General features: G+C 52.1%; 14 protein-coding genes. 11 read left to right on the top strand and 3 right to left on the bottom strand.

The window, feature by feature from the left end:
- The first annotated feature begins 78 nt into the window (after positions 1-78).
- The 11 genes from hisG (at position 79) to NATSA_RS05725 (ending at position 13887) form a co-directional block, all read left to right on the top strand.
- Positions 79-948, top strand: a complete 870-nt coding sequence (gene hisG / locus NATSA_RS05775; RefSeq protein ID WP_336244693.1) for an ATP phosphoribosyltransferase — start codon at positions 79-81, stop codon at positions 946-948.
- Positions 949-988: 40 nt separating this feature from the next.
- Entirely contained in the window at positions 989-2317 is a 1329-nt protein-coding gene (gene hisD / locus NATSA_RS05770) for a histidinol dehydrogenase (RefSeq protein WP_246481716.1), read from the top strand.
- Positions 2318-2385: 68 nt separating this feature from the next.
- Positions 2386-3471 (top strand): histidinol-phosphate transaminase, encoded by a 1086-nt coding sequence (gene hisC, locus NATSA_RS05765; RefSeq protein ID WP_210511054.1) that lies wholly within the window; start codon positions 2386-2388, stop codon positions 3469-3471.
- Between the two features lie 113 nt (positions 3472-3584).
- Positions 3585-4562 carry an imidazoleglycerol-phosphate dehydratase HisB gene (hisB, locus tag NATSA_RS05760; RefSeq protein WP_246481715.1) on the top strand — a complete coding sequence of 326 codons (978 nt, stop codon included), beginning with the start codon at positions 3585-3587 and terminating at the stop codon, positions 4560-4562.
- Positions 4559-5173, top strand: a complete 615-nt coding sequence (gene hisH / locus NATSA_RS05755) for an imidazole glycerol phosphate synthase subunit HisH (protein ID WP_210511053.1) — start codon at positions 4559-4561, stop codon at positions 5171-5173. The genes hisB and hisH overlap by 4 nt, the downstream gene beginning before the upstream one ends.
- Before the next feature lie 155 nt (positions 5174-5328).
- Positions 5329-6828, top strand: a complete 1500-nt coding sequence (purF, locus tag NATSA_RS05750; RefSeq protein ID WP_210511052.1) for an amidophosphoribosyltransferase — start codon at positions 5329-5331, stop codon at positions 6826-6828.
- 3 nt (positions 6829-6831) lie between these two features.
- Positions 6832-7440: a ribosome biogenesis GTP-binding protein YihA/YsxC gene (gene yihA / locus NATSA_RS05745; protein WP_210511051.1), complete on the top strand. Its 609-nt coding sequence runs from the start codon at positions 6832-6834 to the stop codon at positions 7438-7440.
- Positions 7441-7457: 17 nt separating this feature from the next.
- On the top strand, positions 7458-9044 hold the full coding sequence (gene serA / locus NATSA_RS05740; RefSeq protein ID WP_210511050.1) for a phosphoglycerate dehydrogenase: 1587 nt from the start codon (positions 7458-7460) through the stop codon (positions 9042-9044).
- A gap of 219 nt (positions 9045-9263) precedes the next feature.
- Positions 9264-10685 (top strand): alpha amylase family protein, encoded by a 1422-nt coding sequence (locus tag NATSA_RS05735; RefSeq protein WP_210511049.1) that lies wholly within the window; start codon positions 9264-9266, stop codon positions 10683-10685.
- Positions 10686-10761: 76 nt separating this feature from the next.
- Positions 10762-12783: an FAD-dependent oxidoreductase gene (locus NATSA_RS05730; protein WP_210511048.1), complete on the top strand. Its 2022-nt coding sequence runs from the start codon at positions 10762-10764 to the stop codon at positions 12781-12783.
- Between the two features lie 18 nt (positions 12784-12801).
- A complete protein-coding gene (locus NATSA_RS05725; RefSeq protein WP_210511047.1) occupies positions 12802-13887 on the top strand; it encodes a tRNA-queuosine alpha-mannosyltransferase domain-containing protein in 1086 nt (361 codons plus the stop codon).
- A 42-nt stretch (positions 13888-13929) separates the two neighbouring features.
- Here the strand turns inward: NATSA_RS05725 and NATSA_RS05720 are convergent, their stop codons facing one another.
- From NATSA_RS05720 to NATSA_RS05710, 3 genes are all read right to left on the bottom strand, one after another.
- A complete protein-coding gene (locus NATSA_RS05720) occupies positions 13930-14130 on the bottom strand; it encodes a Sec-independent protein translocase subunit TatA/TatB (protein WP_210511046.1) in 201 nt (66 codons plus the stop codon).
- A 126-nt stretch (positions 14131-14256) separates the two neighbouring features.
- On the bottom strand, positions 14257-15567 hold the full coding sequence (locus NATSA_RS05715; RefSeq protein ID WP_210511045.1) for an acetylxylan esterase: 1311 nt from the start codon (positions 15565-15567) through the stop codon (positions 14257-14259).
- 1 nt (position 15568) lies between these two features.
- Positions 15569-17449: a sodium:solute symporter family protein gene (locus tag NATSA_RS05710; RefSeq protein WP_210511044.1), complete on the bottom strand. Its 1881-nt coding sequence runs from the start codon at positions 17447-17449 to the stop codon at positions 15569-15571.
- Between the last annotated feature and the right edge of the window lie 12 nt (positions 17450-17461).

The raw sequence follows: 17461 nt of genomic DNA, 5'->3' as shown, positions 1-17461 counted from the left end.
ACGGAAAAACATATATAAATGACCTCTCATATTTTTATCTTTGGCTGTAATCAGAAACCTTAAGACGACATTATTTTGGTGAACAACAATTCTTCACTCAGGATTGCCATTCAAAAAGGTGGGCGGCTTTCCGAGAAAACACTCAATCTGCTTGAGAATATCGGGCTTGAGTTCGACAATTATAAAAACCGCATACTGGTCCCCTGCCGCAATTACGATGTGGAACTGCTGCTGATCCGCGATGATGATATCCCGGAATATGTTCAGGACGGCATCTGCGAGCTCGGTTTTGTCGGACATAATGTAACGGCCGAGAGCAAGGCCGATGTCACCGGTCTGCGGGCCCTTGGATTTGGCAAATGCCGGCTATCGGTTGCCGTACCAAAAAACAACGGAATTAAAACGCTCAAAGACCTTGACGGATGCCGCATAGCCACAAGCTATCCGGTGCTTACCAGAGACCATTTCGAAAAACAGGGCATCCGGATCAAAACGATCGAAATATCCGGCGCTGTGGAGATTGCTCCGACACTCAACGTGGCCGATGCCATTGCCGATATCGTTTCTACCGGCGGAACCCTGAAAACGAACGGACTGGTTGAACTTGAAACGATTCTGAACAGTCAGGCCGAACTGATTCAGACCAATCAGCCCATTGATGCCCACAAAAGCGAGCTTATCGAAAAGCTGCTGAGCCGGATCGGCGCCCGTCAGCAGGCGGAAAAAAGCCGCTACATAATGATGAACGCACCCTCCGGTGCCGTCGAGCGTATCTGTGACATCATCCCCTCCCTGAAAAGTCCGACCGTGCTTCCTCTTGCGGAGAATGATATGGTTGCCATCCATTCGGTAATTCCAACCGACCGTTTCTGGGAAGTGATGGAGGAGCTGAAAAGCGCCGGTGCGTCCGGAATTGTAATCCTGCCCATTGAAAATATGATCGTCTGACAGGCGGCGTTCGTGTCAATTCTGTCAGAGCTATGAATGTATGGAGTTCAGCATGCTCAAAAACTGGAACTACGAAGCACTGGATGAAGAAAAGCTGGAGCAGCTCTGCCGGCGTCCCCGCATGGATGAAGCTGATATCACACGGGCAGTGCAGGATATTATAGATGATGTGCGGACAAACGGTGACGAGGCCGTGCTCAGGCTGACCGAGAAATTTGACGGTGTGCGCCCGGATCCGCTGCTCCGGGACGTACGGAAACCGGATGATATTCCCGTTGATGATGATGTCCGGAAAGCCTTTGAGCTTGCCTGGCATAATCTGTATCAGTTTCACAAGGCTCAGATTCCGCAAAGTATTGAAGTGCAGACCATGCCCGGGGTCATCTGCCGGAGGGAGTCAAGACCGGTTGCATCGGTCGGACTCTATATTCCCGGTGGAACTGCTCCGCTGCCATCAACAACGCTGATGCTGGGTGTTCCAGCAACGCTGGCCGGAAGTTCCTACAAAATTATTGCCACCCCGCCGGATAAAAACGGCGGACCGCCGGTTGAAGTTGAGCTGGCGGCGGCACTCGCCGGCATTCCCCGGATCTATCTGGCCGGGGGAGCTCAGGCCATCGCGGCAATGGCATGGGGAACCAAAAGTATTCGTAAGGTGGACAAGGTGTTCGGGCCGGGCAACCAGTTTGTAACGACAGCCAAAATGCTGCTTCAGAACAGTGAGGCGATGGTCAGCATGGACCTGCCGGCAGGGCCGTCCGAGGTGATGGTGGTTGCCGATGAAAATGCCGATCCCGATTTTATAGCAACCGATCTGCTGTCGCAGGCCGAACACGGTGAGGACAGCCAGGTGGTACTGGTCACGGTCGGCGATATGGGTCCTGAACGTATCCGCGAAGCTGTGGAGCGGCACCTTCAGCAACTGCCCCGCGCTGATATCACCCGCAAAGCACTGAATCACAGTTTTTCCGTTTCCACAGCAAATATGGATCAGGCGCTGGAAATTGTTAACCGGTACGCACCTGAGCATCTGATACTGCAGGTTGATCAGCCTGAAGCCTACACCGTCGGTATTCAGCATGCCGGCTCCGTGTTTCTGGGTCCCTGGACACCCGAAAGTGTCGGCGACTACGCATCCGGTACCAATCATACCCTGCCGACCTACGGGTATGCCAGAATGTACAGCGGCGTTTCCGTGGACAGTTTTCTGAAGCACATTACATTTCAACAGCTTAGCCGCGAAGGACTTGAAGCTATCGGTCCGGCTGTTATGAAAATGGCCGAAGTGGAACACCTTGATGCGCACAAAAACGCGGTGGACATCCGGCTGAAAGCAGACAACCCGGCAAGAGGCAGTTATGACACATAACAAATCTGATAAACCGGCCGGCTCAGCGGCTCCGGAATTACGAAAAAGCACAGAATAGACCCGATCCTATGCCCGATCAGAAACCGATACCGGAACAATTCAATCCCGATCCATGGGTACGACCGAACATCCGGACCCTCACCCCTTATCATGCGGCACGGGATGATTTTCACGAAGGAATCCTGCTTGATGCCAACGAGAACAGCTTCGGCCCGGCGATCCCGACCGAAGAGCCGCTGCACCGCTATCCCGATACCCGGCTTGACCATCTTCGCCGCAAATGGGCTGAATTCCGCGGTATAGCAATGGAACAGGTCTTTGTAGGTGTGGGAAGTGATGAGGCGATTGACATCCTCATGCGTGTGTTCTGTGAACCCGGCAACGACGAAATAGTCATTACACCACCAACATACGGCATGTACAAGGTGGCCGCGCGGGTGAATAATGTATCCGTGGTTGAGGCGGGGCTGACTCCGGAGTTTGAGCTTGATGCCCGTTCGGTACTGTCCCGGGTCTCGCCTCAGACCAAACTGATCATGCTCTGTTCTCCGAATAATCCCACCGGAAATGTGCTGTCGCAGGAACAGATCAGGCAGGTTCTGGATGGATTTGAAGGGCTTGTTGTCATGGATGAAGCCTATGTTGATTTCAGCGAACACGGCTCCCTGTGTCCGCTGATGGAGCAGTACCCCAATCTTGTGATTCTTCAGACACTGTCCAAGGCCTTCGGTCTGGCGGCCATACGGATGGGTGCGGCACTGGCTCATCCGGCTGTCATTGAATGGATGATGAAAGTCAAAGCGCCTTACAATGTCAACAGGCTGACAGCCGATACTGCGCTTGCCGCTTTCGACCATGCCGGACGGATGCAGGAAAATGTGCAGAAAATCCTGTCTGAGCGCCGGCGGCTGGTCTCCGGACTGTCCGGTCACCCGGACCTGGAAACCGTTTTCCCCTCGGATGCCAATTTTGTGCTCATGCGGTTCCGGAATGCCGAAGCGTGGTGTCATCACCTGGCAGCACGTGGGGTTATCGTACGCTATCGCGGCGACCAGCTGCACTGTAAAAACACACTGCGTATTACTGTCGGCACCCCCGCGGAGAATGACCGGCTTATCGAGGAGTTCAACAACCGCGGGTCACTCGAACGCTGAAAAGGTGAAAACGCTGAAACATGAATACGATTCAAAACATTTTCCCGGTACCGGTATCTGATTCTCATCCGGTTTGCCGTTAACAAGTTCTGTAAATCCGACATTATACTTCTATGGCAATTCGCTCACTGCTGATTATTGATTCTGAAGCACTGGCTCCGGACAGGGAAGGCTTTCTGATGAGGTCCGGTTCCATTGTCGCCCTGCGAAAACTTTTCGACAGCGGTATTCAGCCTGCCGGAAATCCGGATGACTTTGGTGAGCACGTCGCCGAGCTGCTCTACCAGGAAAACATCCAGTTTGTAAATGCCTACCGGCAGGATGACCTGCTGAAAAACTGCGAAATCATACGGGTATTTGTCAGCGATCAGGGGAAACTGCTGCTGGAGACACCGGAACGCAATGAAGATCAGGATCCGTCGCACCCCGGAACTGCCGGTCCGGATGAATATTACAGCGGACTGGAATTCGACGGATGGGAGCAGCTGGCTGCGTACCTGCTCGGGGGTTATCGCACCGCTTCACATTCACGCAAAACCGGCGAAACCGATATTTCGATTAAAATCAATCTGGACGGTTCGGGAGAGTCGCACATCGACACCGGGCTCCCCTTTTATGATCACATGCTGGAACAAATTGCCCGGCATGGCTATATGGATATTGACATTACCTGCAAAGGTGATCTGGAGATTGACGAGCACCACACCATCGAAGACACCGCCATCGCCCTGGGGGAAGCCATCGGCATGGCGCTGGGAGACAAAAGAGGTATCGGTCGATACGGATTTGTCACGGCCATGGATGAAACCCGCTCTCTGGTCGCCATCGATCTGTCGGGACGGCCATGGTTTGTTTTTGAAGGTGAGTTCCGGCGCGAAAAAGTGGGAGACTTCCCGACGGAAATGACCTCGCATTTTTTCCATTCGCTTGCCATGGCTTTGCAGGCGACGCTGCACGTTGCAGTTCGGGGTGAAAACGATCATCATAAGATCGAAGCCTGTTTCAAGGCTCTGGCCCGGAGTCTTCGTCAGGCGGTTGACCGCAACGAGAACTATCGCGATATTCTCCCTTCATCCAAAGGACTGTTATGATAGCCATCATCGATTACAAGGCCGGCAACCTGGCATCGGTTTCCAATGCCATGGAGCGACTGCAGGCTCAGTACCGCATTACCAATAATACAAAGGTGCTTGATGAAGCGGATGCCGTGATTTTTCCGGGCGTGGGCCATGCAGGCTCTGCCATGAAAGATTTGCAGGAAAACGGCCTGGACAGCTGGCTTCAGCAGACGCGCAAACCGGTACTGGGAATCTGCCTCGGCATGCAGCTGCTGTACGATGAGACGGAAGAAGGGCCGACACGCACACTCGGGATCATCCCGGGGAAGCTGATAAAATTCAAACCTGATCTTGGTAAAGTTCCTCACATGGGCTGGAACCAGGTCACCGTCAGCAATCCCCATCCGATAATGCATAATATTGCACCTGATACTCACTTTTACCACGTGCACAGCTATTATGCACCGGTTACCGGTCATACGGTTGCCGTTTCACATTACACTGCGCCATTTGCAGCTGTAGCAGTGCGGGACAACTTTATGGGGGTCCAGTTTCATCCGGAAAAATCCGGTCAGCCGGGTGAGCAGCTTCTGGGCAATTTTCTGGATCTCGTTTACGGAAGGATTTCTGAGAAAAAACAATAACAGAATCTGCTTCTGTGCGTCGTTTCTGTATTGTGAGGAATGGTTTGTTTCTGCTGACGGATGAATCACAAATGGTGCTATTCTGTCCGGATTTTGGAAGCATCATTTTGTATCTTTTATTTCTTTGACTGTACACACTTGACCCTCTGTTCGGAATGTCCGACAAACCTCACGATTATTGCGGAATTTTCGGGATTTACAACCATCCCGAGGCTGCCGTACACACCTATTACGGACTTCATGCACTGCAGCACCGGGGACAGGAATCAGCTGGTATTGTAACTTCCTGGTTCGATCCGGAAAAAAGTATTCCGGTCATGCCCCAGCACAAGGGCTTCGGTCTGGTTCTGAATGTATTTGAAAACCAGAAAATCTTTACCGAGAAGCTCCTCGGACATGCTGCCATCGGACACAACCGGTATTCCACATCCGGTGCCGCCGCCAATGCGCAGAATATTCAGCCTTTTCGGGTGCATTACAAAAACGGCAACCTGGCCATTGCCCACAACGGGAACCTGACCAATGCGGCAGCACTGAGGAAGATGCTTGAAGAGCGCGGTGTCATTTTTCAAAGCACATCCGACACCGAGCTGATTCTCCACCTGATATCACACAGTGACAAATCGACCCAGCTTGATCAGATTCTGGACGCACTTGGCCAGATAGAAGGAGCATATTGTCTTCTGCTTCTGACCGATGAAAAACTGATCGCCGTCAGAGACCCCAACGGATTTCGTCCGCTGGTACTCGGCAAAAAGGATGAAAGCTGGGTTGTAGCCAGCGAAACCTGTGCGTTTGACATAAACCAGGTTGAGTTGATCCGTGACATCAAACCGGGCGAAGTGCTCATTATTGACCGGCAGACGATGGAAAGCGGAATGCCGCGTTCACTGCATCTGGAACCCATACACGGAACCGGCGACAGCCAGTGCATATTCGAATATGTCTACTTTTCGCGTCCGGACAGCCGCATTTTCGGTGAAAACACCGATAAAGTCCGCAGAAAAATCGGAAAGTATCTGGCCAAAGAGTTCCCCATACCTGATGTGACATCTACCCGGACCGACAAGGTGCCCATTGTCATATCGGTGCCCGACTCCAGCAATACGGCCGCCCTCGGGTATGCCCACGAAAATCAAAAACAGGGCAATGACTGCAAGTACGAGATCGGGCTCATCCGGAACCATTATGTCGGACGCACCTTCATTGCACCCGGACAGGCCTCGCGGGATGTAAAAGTCCGCACCAAATTCAATACGGTCAAAGGTGTGCTGAAAGACCGTGTTGTTTTTCTGGTCGATGACTCCATTGTGCGCGGAACCACATCAGCGCACCTGGTCAATATGATCCGCAATGCCGGACCGAAAGAGATCCACTTTCTGGTCAGCTCACCTCCCATTATGCACCCTTGTTATTACGGCATGGATTTTCCGAGTCCGGAAGAGCTGATCGCCAATGTTCATCGCGGCAATATTGAGGATATCGCCCGCTCCATCGGAGCAGATTCCCTCCACTATCTGTCACCCGAAGGACTGGTTGACGCTGTCCGTGAAGCGAACCCCGAAGGACGGGGATTCTGCACCGCATGCTTTACCGGAAAGTATCCTGTACCCGTCAGTTCACGCATGCTGAAAGAGGAAAACGAGTACTACTGACTCATGGCCAAACCTGTCAAAAAAGCCGAATATCTGCTCAGTGCTCCGGACCTGGATCACTGTCCGGCCGGCGATAAACCCGAAATCTGTTTTGCCGGGCGTTCCAATGTCGGCAAGTCATCACTTATCAATGCCCTGACACGGCGCAAACGGCTTGCGCATACCAGCAATTCGCCGGGCAAGACCCGCAATCTGAACTACTATGTGATCGATGACAGCTGGTATCTGGTTGATTTGCCGGGATACGGTTATGCCAAAATTTCCAAAAAAGAGCAGGCGCGGTGGGGACGTGAGATGAAGCGCTATCTGCTGGAGCGAAAAACACTTGAGTTGGTGGTTGTTATTGTTGATATTCGTCACAAGCCATCGGTGCTTGATGAAGAGTTCATGTTCTGGCTGGCCGAAAACGGCATTCCATTCTGCATTATCCTGAACAAAACTGATAAAATTTCGAAAACCAGGGTACTTCAGCAAAAAGCCGCTGTTTCGGCCCTGCTTGAAAACATGAATATTGAGGTGCCTGTGTTTACAGTATCAGCGCAGACACCGGAAACTATTGATGACTTTTTTGCATTTGCCATGGACTTCATGCAGGATGCAATCAAACCATAACCAAAAATTATAATCTAATGGCTTACAAGGCATTATTACTTGACGGCGTAGATGCCGTATGCGGGGAAATACTTAAAGAAAGGGGTTTCGAGGTCACCGACAAAGGCAAAATTCCTCCGGATGAACTTGAAAGCATTATTGGGGATTATGATGCCATGGTTGTCAGGAGCGCAACCAAAGTAACTGCCGACCTGCTTGCAAAGGCAAAAAATTTAAGAGTTGTGGGCAGAGCCGGTGTAGGTGTTGACAATATCGACCTGGATGCAGCCACCCGCTCCGGTGTGCTGGTCATGAATACACCTGACGGCAATACCATTTCCACGGCCGAGCACACATGCGGGCTTATACTTGCCGTATCGCGCAACATAGCGGCTGCTGTGGCTTCCCTGAAAGAGGGCCGGTGGGACCGGAAAAAGTATCTCGGAACCGAGGTGCACGGGAAAACCCTGGGTGTGATCGGGCTTGGAAAAATCGGGTCAAATGTTGCGGCCCGCATGAAATCCTTCGGAATGAATGTGATCGGCTACGATCCGTTCACCACACATGAGCGCGCCGATGAAATGGGCGTGAAAATGATGGAAATCGATGACATTCTCGCTCAGGCGGATTACCTCACCGTACACACTCCCCTTACGGACCAGACACGCGGTTTGATCAGTCTTAAAAACGCAGGAAAAATCAAACAGGGAATGTTCCTGATCAATTGTGCCCGTGGCGGAATTTTTGAAGAGAAAGACCTCCCCGAACTGATCGACCGGAACATCATCAAAGGGGCTGCCCTGGATGTCTACAGCCAGGAACCACCCTCCGAGGAGGTTGCCGAAATTCTGAAACATCCGGGCATTGTATGCACGCCGCACCTCGGGGCTTCCACCCAGGAGGCGCAAGGCAAGGTAGCCGAACAAATTGCCGCACAAATCGCTGATGCCATCGAACAGAAAGGCTTTGAGGGAAGCATCAACGGCAAGTCGATCGCACTGAGCACCAACAAGGAGGTGCAACCGTTTCTGGAGCTGGCGGAGCGTTTTGGCCGGCTGCTATCGCAGATTGCACCGCGGCATATCAATGAACTTTCCATTACCTACTCCGGAACCTGTGCACGCCACTCCCAGGTGATCACCGACTCATTGCTCAGCGGCTTTTTAAAAGGCAGTGTGGATGATGTGGTCAATCTGATCAATGCCCGGTTTCATGCCGAGTCGCGCGGTCTGAAACTCTCCGAAACACAAAGCAAGGAGCCGCAGACCTACTCCGACCTGATTACAGTCGACCTGGGCAGCAGTGCCGATTACAGAAAACTTTCAGCCACTCCGTTCGGTGATGGCGACTATCGGATTGTAAGCATTGACGGGTTCAGTATTGAAATCAATCTCGAAGGTGAAATCATCATCTATCGCAATATTGACCAGCCGGGTATGCTTGCGGCCACCAGCGGTGCGCTTGCCCAGCGCGATATCAACATCGCCTCACTCAGTCTCGGCAGGGATCTGAAAAATGCCCAGGCCATAACGGCATTTACGGTGGACACCAAGCTGGACGATACCGATCTGGAGTACATTGATGACATCGACGGTGTGAACGTGGTAAAATACATCAGCCTCTGAACGGCAGGCCGGTTCACCGGGTGAATTACGTTTCCGGTTGGCCGGCTTCTCCGGATGAGTGTCTGAATCATCACTGACAGCTTTGTCTCCAGCTTTTACCGGGGTCAGTTGCCTTGCTGCTGACCCCGTCGTTTTTCATTGGAAATAATGTCCGATGTCATTATAATATTTGCTGTATTTACACTTGCCAATTGACATAGGGACATAAATCATTGCTGCATGAACAAATTCGTTACGGCAGGCACTGCCATCCTGACAACATTCGCACTGGCAGCGCTTTTATCAGCATGTGACGCTGAAGACACCTACGATTCAGACCAGGAACATATCGGTGAAGAACATGCCATTTCTGATGGCCCTGCTGAAGAAGCACCAAGACGCAACATCCTCTGGTTTGATGCATCCGCCAATTTTGAATGGCTGAGCTATCCCGACTCGATCGACTATTATCTCGATCGTTCCCGCGATGCCGGGGTTACCGATGTGGTGCTTGACCTGAAACCCATTTCCGGAAAAGTTCTCTACGAAAGCGAATACGCCCCGAAAATGACCACCCATCACCAAAGCGGTTACACCCGGGACACCGATGCGGATGTGGTGCAGTATTTCATTGACGCCTCCCGCGAACGGGGCCTGACCAGCCATTTCTCGATTAACGTGTTTGTCGGCGGACACAACTTCCATAACACCGGCCTGGTATATGATGATCCGGATAAGGAGGACTGGCAGGCCATCAATTATACGCCTGACGGTTTTCGCCCCATTACCGATTTTGACGAAAAGTATTCGGCCATGCTGATTCCGTCTCATCCTGATGTGCAGCAGTTCAACCTGGATGTGATGCGGGAAATCATCGAAATGTACGACTTTGACGGAGTGATACTTGACCGGGTCCGCTTTGACGGAATCCAGAGTGATTTCAGCGATGTTTCCCGAAAGGCTTTTGAAGAATACCTCGGCACGGGACTTGAGCGGTTTCCGGAAGATATCTACGAGTGGGTGGAAAAAGAGCATCCGGACAACGGTGACAATGGCGCCGAACACAAACGGGAGCCCGGACCCAAATATCAGGACTGGCTGGCATGGCGGACATCGGTGATCTACGACTTTATGAAGCGGGCGCGCGAAGTCGCCAAAGAAACCGATCCGGACATCATTTTCGGCAATTACACGGGTGCCTGGTACCCGGTCTATTATGAAGTGGGCGTTAATTACGCCAGTCAGCAGTATGACCCGTCTGAGGAATACGAATGGGCAAACGAAGATTATCGTAAATACGGCTTTGCCGCGCTGCTCGATCTTTTCACTACCGGAAACTATTTCTTTGAAGTGACGGAAGAGGAGGTCGAAGCCCTGAATGAGGAGGAGGTCGAGCGCCATGAAGCCGGCATGGGCACCACTCTGGATTTCTGGTATTCCGTACAGGGGTCAGCCCGGATCACCCGGGAGGTCGTTATGGGAGACACTCCGATATACTGCGGCCTTTATGTGGAGCAATATGATGAGCATCCGGATCAGTTTGTGCGGGCATCCCGAAAGTGCCGGGAAGAGTCGGACGGGCTTATGATATTTGACATCATCCACATCATAAACTATGACTGGTGGGATGTCCTTGAAGAGGGTATGAACGGCTCGCACTGACCCAAACTTGCCCGGCCTCTTTCCAGACATATTCAGAATTCAAACTCAACTTTATCCTTTTACCAAATCTCAAGCCATGCGGAACATTGTCTATTTTACTCTGATTATTTCACTCATCGGCTTCACTGCCTGCGAATCACCCGATCGCGATGACACGGCGGCTGAAGGGGAAACCGTAACTACCGACCTGCTTGTCTACGGCGGAGGTACAAGCGGCGTGACTGCTGCCATTCAGGCGGCCCGTGACGGTATTGATGTCGTTGTGGTAGAACCGACCCCCTGGCTGGGCGGCATGCTCACTTCCTCCGGTGTAAGCGCAACCGACGGCAATCACAATCTGCCATCCGGTATCTGGGGAGAGTTCAGGCAGATGCTTCGTGACCATTACGGCGGAGCAGACGAGGTGGAAACCGGCTGGGTTAGCAACACGCTCTTCGAACCCCATATCGGAAACAAGTTCTTTAATGAAATGATGGATGAGCTGCCCAATATCACCCGGTATCATGGATATTATATTGACGAAGCCATGGCCGATGCCGGCAGAGTGCATGGTGCCTCATTTTACAGCAAGGACGGGGACCGGCTGATTGTGGAAGCCCGCATAAGCATTGATGCTTCCGAGTACGGCGACCTGATGGCACGGGCCGGAGCTGATTATTTTATCGGACTGGATCCGCGCGACCGGACCGGGGAGGAAATAGCCCCCACGCACGGCAATGACATCATTCAGGACCTGACCTACACCGCCATCCTGAAAGATTACGGCCCGGATGCCGATATGACCATTCCGCGTCCTCCCAACTATCAGCCCGCTATTTTTGAAGGAGCCTGCAAGGAGCTGAGTGCCGATCCCGAGACTTTTGACGGTGTGGATTGCGACCGGATGCTGGAGTATGCAAAGCTTCCGAATGACAAGTACCTGATCAACTGGCCGCTGGAGGGTAATGACTATTACCTGAATGTGCTGGAAATGGAGCACGAAGAGCGCCGCTTGCTCTATGAAGAGGCGAAAAACCGCACCCGGCAATTCATTTACTTCGTCCAGACCGAAGGCGGGTACAGCAACCTTGGATTTGCCGATGACGAATACAGCACCGAAGATCTGTTTCCGTACAGCCCCTATCACAGGGAAACCCGGCGGCTGGACGGCCTGACCATGCTTACCATGAACGAGCTCATCGATCCTTATGCCGTGGAAAATGACCTCTATCAGACCGCCATCGGTGTCGGCGACTATCCTCTGGACCATCACCGTGAGCTCAATCCTTCACCTCCTGCAGAACTGCTGGAAGAAGGTGACCGCGAGCCTTACGAATTCGAAACGCATTATGATGCTTTTCCGCCCATTCCCTCGTTTTCAATCCCCCTGGGAAGTCTGATACCCAAAGATACGGACGGACTGCTGGTTGCTGAAAAGAGTATTTCCGTGAGCAGTATTGCAAACGGATCCAGCAGGTTGCAGCCGGCCGTGATGACCATCGGTCAGGCTGCCGGTGCCGCCGCGGCAATGGCTGTCCGGCAGAACATAGAGCCCCGCGATCTTTCGGTCCGTGAACTGCAGCAGCACCTTCTTGACAACGATTGCTGGGCCCTGCCATTCATTGATACAACACCTGAGGAATGGTTTTTCCAGCCGATTCAGCGCATCGGTCTCAGCGGCGTGCTCAAAGGAGAAGGCGTTCCCTTCGAATGGGCCAACCAGACCTGGATCTATCCCGACAGCATTATGACACGCCAGCAGGCAGCCGGGGCTCTTGGCCGCGCCACCGAGGATTATGCGTTTGACCACTACGCCTGGGAGGAAGATGAAAACCCGGCAACACGGGCGGAAATGATACAGACCGTCTGGGAGATGCTGGGATCACCGAGTCCGCAGGACTCCGATGCGCATGGTTTTGACGACATCGCCGACGAGACCACCAGCATTGCCGTTGCATATGCTGTTGAGTCCGGCTGGACCGATAACTGGGTTATTGGCGATACATTTCAGCCTGATGAAGCGATTACCCGAAAGGCATTTGCACAAGTCGTGGATCAGGCTTTCAACCCTTTTGAGAATCTGCCGGTATCCATCGTACCGGACCGTTACGACAGATAGACACAGGTTTGCGGAATAGTGGATGATGGACAGCGCACAAATTTCCCGAACAAACCGGCAGACAGCAAGCCTGCAGTCTGGCTGTTGTCTGCCTATCGTGCTGACAGTCATGGCTGCTGGGCCGATTGGCTAACGACACATCATGACAATGTCCGGTGGCACCTGCTGGAACTGCCGGGGCAGCACTTCCGGTGGCGCATCCGGAGTAATCCGCTGTCCTGGATTGACCAACTTCCGGATTCCAGACCTGATCTGATCCTGGCCACATCCATGGTTGATCTTGCATGCCTGAAAGGGATAAATCCAGGACTGTCGGATGTTCCTGCCTGGTGCTATTTTCATGAAAATCAATTTGCCTATCCCAAAAACGAACGTCAGACACCGTCCCTGGATCATAAAATGGTGCAGATCTATTCAGGCTTGGCTGCTGATCGTCTGTTTTTTAACTCGGAGTTCAACCGCACAACATATCTGAAAGGAATTCGCGGGCTTTTGAAGAAAAAGTCCGAGGTCGATGCCGACAAAATTTGCCGTAAACTGAAGCCGAAGTGCAGTGTGCTGCCGATTCCGGTCGCCCCTGTTTCACCGGCACCCGAAAAAGATCCCGCACTGATTCTCTGGAACCATCGCTGGGAATATGACAAAGCCCCCCAGGTGTTTTTAAAAGCCGTCCGCCTGCTTGCAAAAAAAGGAGTGTCTTTTCGTCTGGCGCTGCTTGGTGACCGTTCTTCGAAGCCGCATCCGGCCCTGCTCGAGCTTCGCGCATCCTACCCGGATTACATTATCGCAGATGAGAAAGCTGATTCGGAGACCTACCGCCAGATTTTGAGCCGGGCTTCAATAGCTGTGAGTTCAGCCATACATGAATTCCAGGGACTTGCCATGCTGGAAGCGGCCAGTGCGGAAGTCCGCCCTCTGGTTCCCGACCATTTGTGTTATCCTGAAATGTACCCGGTGCAGTACCGTTATCCGCCGGGAGATCATAAGGCATTGGCGTACAAAATGGAAAAATGGCTGACCGGCAATATGCCCGACCCTTTGGATGTTTCATCATGGACGGGACCGGATCTGCGAAAGCGCTGGAGTCAGCTGTTCCGGTTATGAGCAAATTTTCAGAATATGCCCGCTTCATTCCGGATTTTCATTCTAATCCTTCTGATTACGCCCGGCATCCTGGTGACTCTCCTTTTCCTCGTTTTTATCATTCTTTCCTTCATCTACAGCCTTTCGAAACTCGAAAATCCCGCGGCCGATACCGCGGACCATGTCCGGTATTTTTCTGGCGCCGAAAAGAAATATGAGTATTACGATAATTATCAGCCATTCAAATCCACCTAAAAAACCCATAATATTTCCACTGCTATAATTTGTTTGCTGCTGCGAGGCACCTTTCTGCTTTACATGCAGATAAAACGCATCAATGTAATCAGTATAATCATTTTTTGGGAGTGAACCTTAAAATAAAGGACTTAATTATTTAAGATGCTCCCTGTACCAGCGCAGGTTGGATTCTCTCATAAAATTTGTGATTTCATGTCCGGCAGAAAATTCCCGCAGCAGTTCGGCAGGCACGTGTTCCGGAATACGGTTTCTGGCAACAACGCCATTCAGCGGGGGTGTAACCACATCCTGTTCACCGACGATAATCTGAGTCGGCACATTGATATCATATGCGATATTGGCGGCATCAATGTATGCCAGTGACCGGGCTGCTGTTTCTCCGTTTTCGGGGTTCCTGACCTTTTCCAGAAACTCTCCGCCGGATCCGCTGGTCGACAACCGGATATAATCAGGGATATTGGATATATACGGGACATTGGCGACAGCTGCGGCAACCCGGTTGTCCAGTCCGGCGAGAGCAATGGCAAATGCACCGCCCTGGCTGCCTCCTTCCACGGCTATACGTTCGGCGTCAACCTCACGACGGTCGCTCAGAAAATCCAGTCCGCGCACACCGTCCATATATGCCGCCCTGTAGTAGTACTCTTCGGGCTGATCGATATTCCAGAGATGATGTGCTACCGGAGTTTCGAAATACTCCCTGCTTGGTCCGTGGCTGCGGGGGTTAAGCGAAAAGGTCACAAAGCCTTCTGCCGTACGGTCCATAGGCGGCTGCTCGGCTCCCCATCCCGGCATGATCTGAATGGCAGGATAGGTCTTGCCGTTTTCACCTGCATCTTCCGGAACGACAAACCATCCTACGACCGGCACATCGTCCCAGGATTGCAGTGTAACCCGGTAAAGGCGTCCGGTTTCCGATTCGAAATCGGGGACTTCTTCTATTTGCGGCTGAGGGTCTGTCTGACTGAGCCGCTCACGGGCATCCTCCCAGTACCTGTAAAAATCGTCCGGCCTGGTGTTCACCTCTTCGGCATTGTAATCAATGACCGGACTGCCGTCCAGATACAGAGCGCGAAAATCAAACCAGGGCGATTCTGACTCTTCCTCCTTCTGGACGGAAATACCGACAATTTCACGGCCGGACTCCACCGGTAATGTATAGCGCATCGTGTCGCTTACGGTCAGCAGCTGAGAGGCCCTGGTGACCGGCTGGTCATCATCGTCAAGAACGTATGCGCGGATCCAGACCGGTACCGGCAAAGGGGCATCATCCGCCGGGAACAAAATCAGTTCCGGCTCACCGCCATCAAGTGCCGGGTCAAACAGCGCATCGATATAGCGGAAAGCGTCTTCTCCGTTTGCCTCCGGCAGCGGCAGAAGCAAAAAAAATGTCAAAATGAACAATCCCGGCAACAGCAAATTATGGTCTTTGCTGGCTTTCATTTCAATCCTCCGTTTTCATCCGCCCGCGTATTTCATCTTCTTTGAGCTGGGTGCCTTCGGGGTAGTCTTCAATTTTATCGAGCCAGTTGAATTTGAGAATTACGGAAGTGGCTGCAAAAACGGCGATACTCACACCCATTTTTCCATATTCACCGAGTACCAGGTATATCGGCATGACCACCATGGCCATTTGCCAGGCCACACCGACGGCACAGTTGAACATGTCGCGTTTGAAGTCCGTATTCGGCTTGATGGCCGGGTTTTCTGCCATGCACGCCTCCTGAACGGGTTTCCACCATCCCCACGGGCGCACATCCGTATAGAATCGCTTGAGCACGGCTGACTCGGTCGGGGGAGTAAGCAGTGTACCTATGATGGTGCCTCCGAGTGAAAATCCGAAAACGATTGGGAAAGCAAACAGGGCGGTCAGGTTGGGAAAAAGGGTGGGTGTTGTCAGAGCAGCTACAATACCGGCCAGCATCCCCCAGAAGTAGCCGTATCCGTTCAGCCGCCACCATATCCATTTGAGCAGATTGGCAGCAATGTACCCGCCGTAGAGGCCGCCGACAATCCAGACGGTCAGTTCATGAATGGTCTCCACCACAAATCCGAAAAGTATACCTACGATGACAACCGTAAGCGATGCGGCATAGCTTAGCCTGACATATGTCCGGTCGGAGGCATTTGGATTGATGTATTTTTTGTAGATGTCATTGACCAGATATGCGGGAGCGGCATTGACGAATGCCGCAAAGGTAGACATGAACGCTGCTATGAGTCCGGCCAGCATGATTCCCATGAATCCGACCGGAATAAAGTTGTTGATCGCATAGGGAAGGATCATCTCAAAATCGAGATCATGTCCCATGGCGCTGAGTTCGGGACTGAAGAATATGATAGCCAGAACGGTGAGACCGGCGATCATGAAATAGCGGGGAAAGAAGAGTACAAGGATGACCAGTCCGCTCATTTTTGCTGCCTCTTTGGGCGTTCCCGTAGCGAGAACACGCTGCATGTCGTAACTGGGAACGGGTCCGGCAATGCTGACCATAATGCCCTTGAGGATCATGAGGATGAGTGCATACCCAAAGAGTTCAAATCCATCCTGCTCGATGCGGTAATTGACCGAGTTCATTATTCCCGACCAGTCCATGTCGAGCCGCCAGCCAAAGAAGAATTCATCCCAGCCTTCCGGGACAAAGGCATACACCTGCTCAGGGCTCACGGTCATCATGGCGATGATCCCGATGACGATGCAGGAGAAGGTCATGATAAAAAACTGGAGCACTTCGGTTCCGACCACACTGTAAATACCGCCCTTGATGACATAAAGCGTTGTCAGACCCATAAAAATGAGGCCGTATCCCTCTTCCGAGGTAAAGTCCATTCCCAGGAAGGTAAACGACAGGTCGTAGGCAAAAAATATGCTGCTGAATTTACCGATGCCTTCAAATCCGTAGGCGATGAATCCAATAACGGTGATGACGGCAAAAACGACCACGATGATATGGGAGAGCTGCGCGCCCTGCCCGTCCCCGAACCGGGTTTTGATCCATTCGGCACCGGTCATCACATTGGACCTGCGAAGCCAGATGGCAAGAAAAATCATCAGAAAGACCTGGTTCCATACAGGCCAGAGCCAGGGCAGCCAGGCACTTTTGAGACCGTAAATGAACAGTATGGAGACGGTCCACATGGTTCCGGAAATGTCAAACATCCCGGATGCGTTGGACAGGCCGAGGTAGTACCATGGTATTTTATTGCCTCCCAAAAAGTAGGCATCCAGGTTTTTGGATGCCAGTTTCGAGAGATAGAAGCCCAGACCTAAAATGCCTGCGAAGTAGACAATGATGATGACGATGTCAACGGTATGGAGATACAATGATAAAACCCG

Origin of the sequence: Natronogracilivirga saccharolytica, from assembly GCF_017921895.1 — a bacterium.
GTDB classification, from domain to species: domain Bacteria; phylum Bacteroidota; class Rhodothermia; order Balneolales; family Natronogracilivirgulaceae; genus Natronogracilivirga; species Natronogracilivirga saccharolytica.
The sequence above is the reverse complement of the archived record's forward strand: the minus strand, read 5'-3'. Positions and strand labels throughout refer to the sequence as shown.

Coding starts and splice junctions, on each gene's coding strand:
- hisD (WP_246481716.1), top strand. CDS start 989: ATGGAGTTCAGCATGCTCAAAAACTGGAACTACGAAGCACTGGATGAA.
- hisC (WP_210511054.1), top strand. CDS start 2,386: ATGCCCGATCAGAAACCGATACCGGAACAATTCAATCCCGATCCATGG.
- hisB (WP_246481715.1), top strand. CDS start 3,585: ATGGCAATTCGCTCACTGCTGATTATTGATTCTGAAGCACTGGCTCCG.
- hisH (WP_210511053.1), top strand. CDS start 4,559: ATGATAGCCATCATCGATTACAAGGCCGGCAACCTGGCATCGGTTTCC.
- purF (WP_210511052.1), top strand. CDS start 5,329: ATGTCCGACAAACCTCACGATTATTGCGGAATTTTCGGGATTTACAAC.
- yihA (WP_210511051.1), top strand. CDS start 6,832: ATGGCCAAACCTGTCAAAAAAGCCGAATATCTGCTCAGTGCTCCGGAC.
- serA (WP_210511050.1), top strand. CDS start 7,458: ATGGCTTACAAGGCATTATTACTTGACGGCGTAGATGCCGTATGCGGG.
- NATSA_RS05735 (WP_210511049.1), top strand. CDS start 9,264: ATGAACAAATTCGTTACGGCAGGCACTGCCATCCTGACAACATTCGCA.
- NATSA_RS05730 (WP_210511048.1), top strand. CDS start 10,762: ATGCGGAACATTGTCTATTTTACTCTGATTATTTCACTCATCGGCTTC.
- NATSA_RS05720 (WP_210511046.1), bottom strand. CDS start 14,130: ATGGGTTTTTTAGGTGGATTTGAATGGCTGATAATTATCGTAATACTC.
- NATSA_RS05715 (WP_210511045.1), bottom strand. CDS start 15,567: ATGAAAGCCAGCAAAGACCATAATTTGCTGTTGCCGGGATTGTTCATT.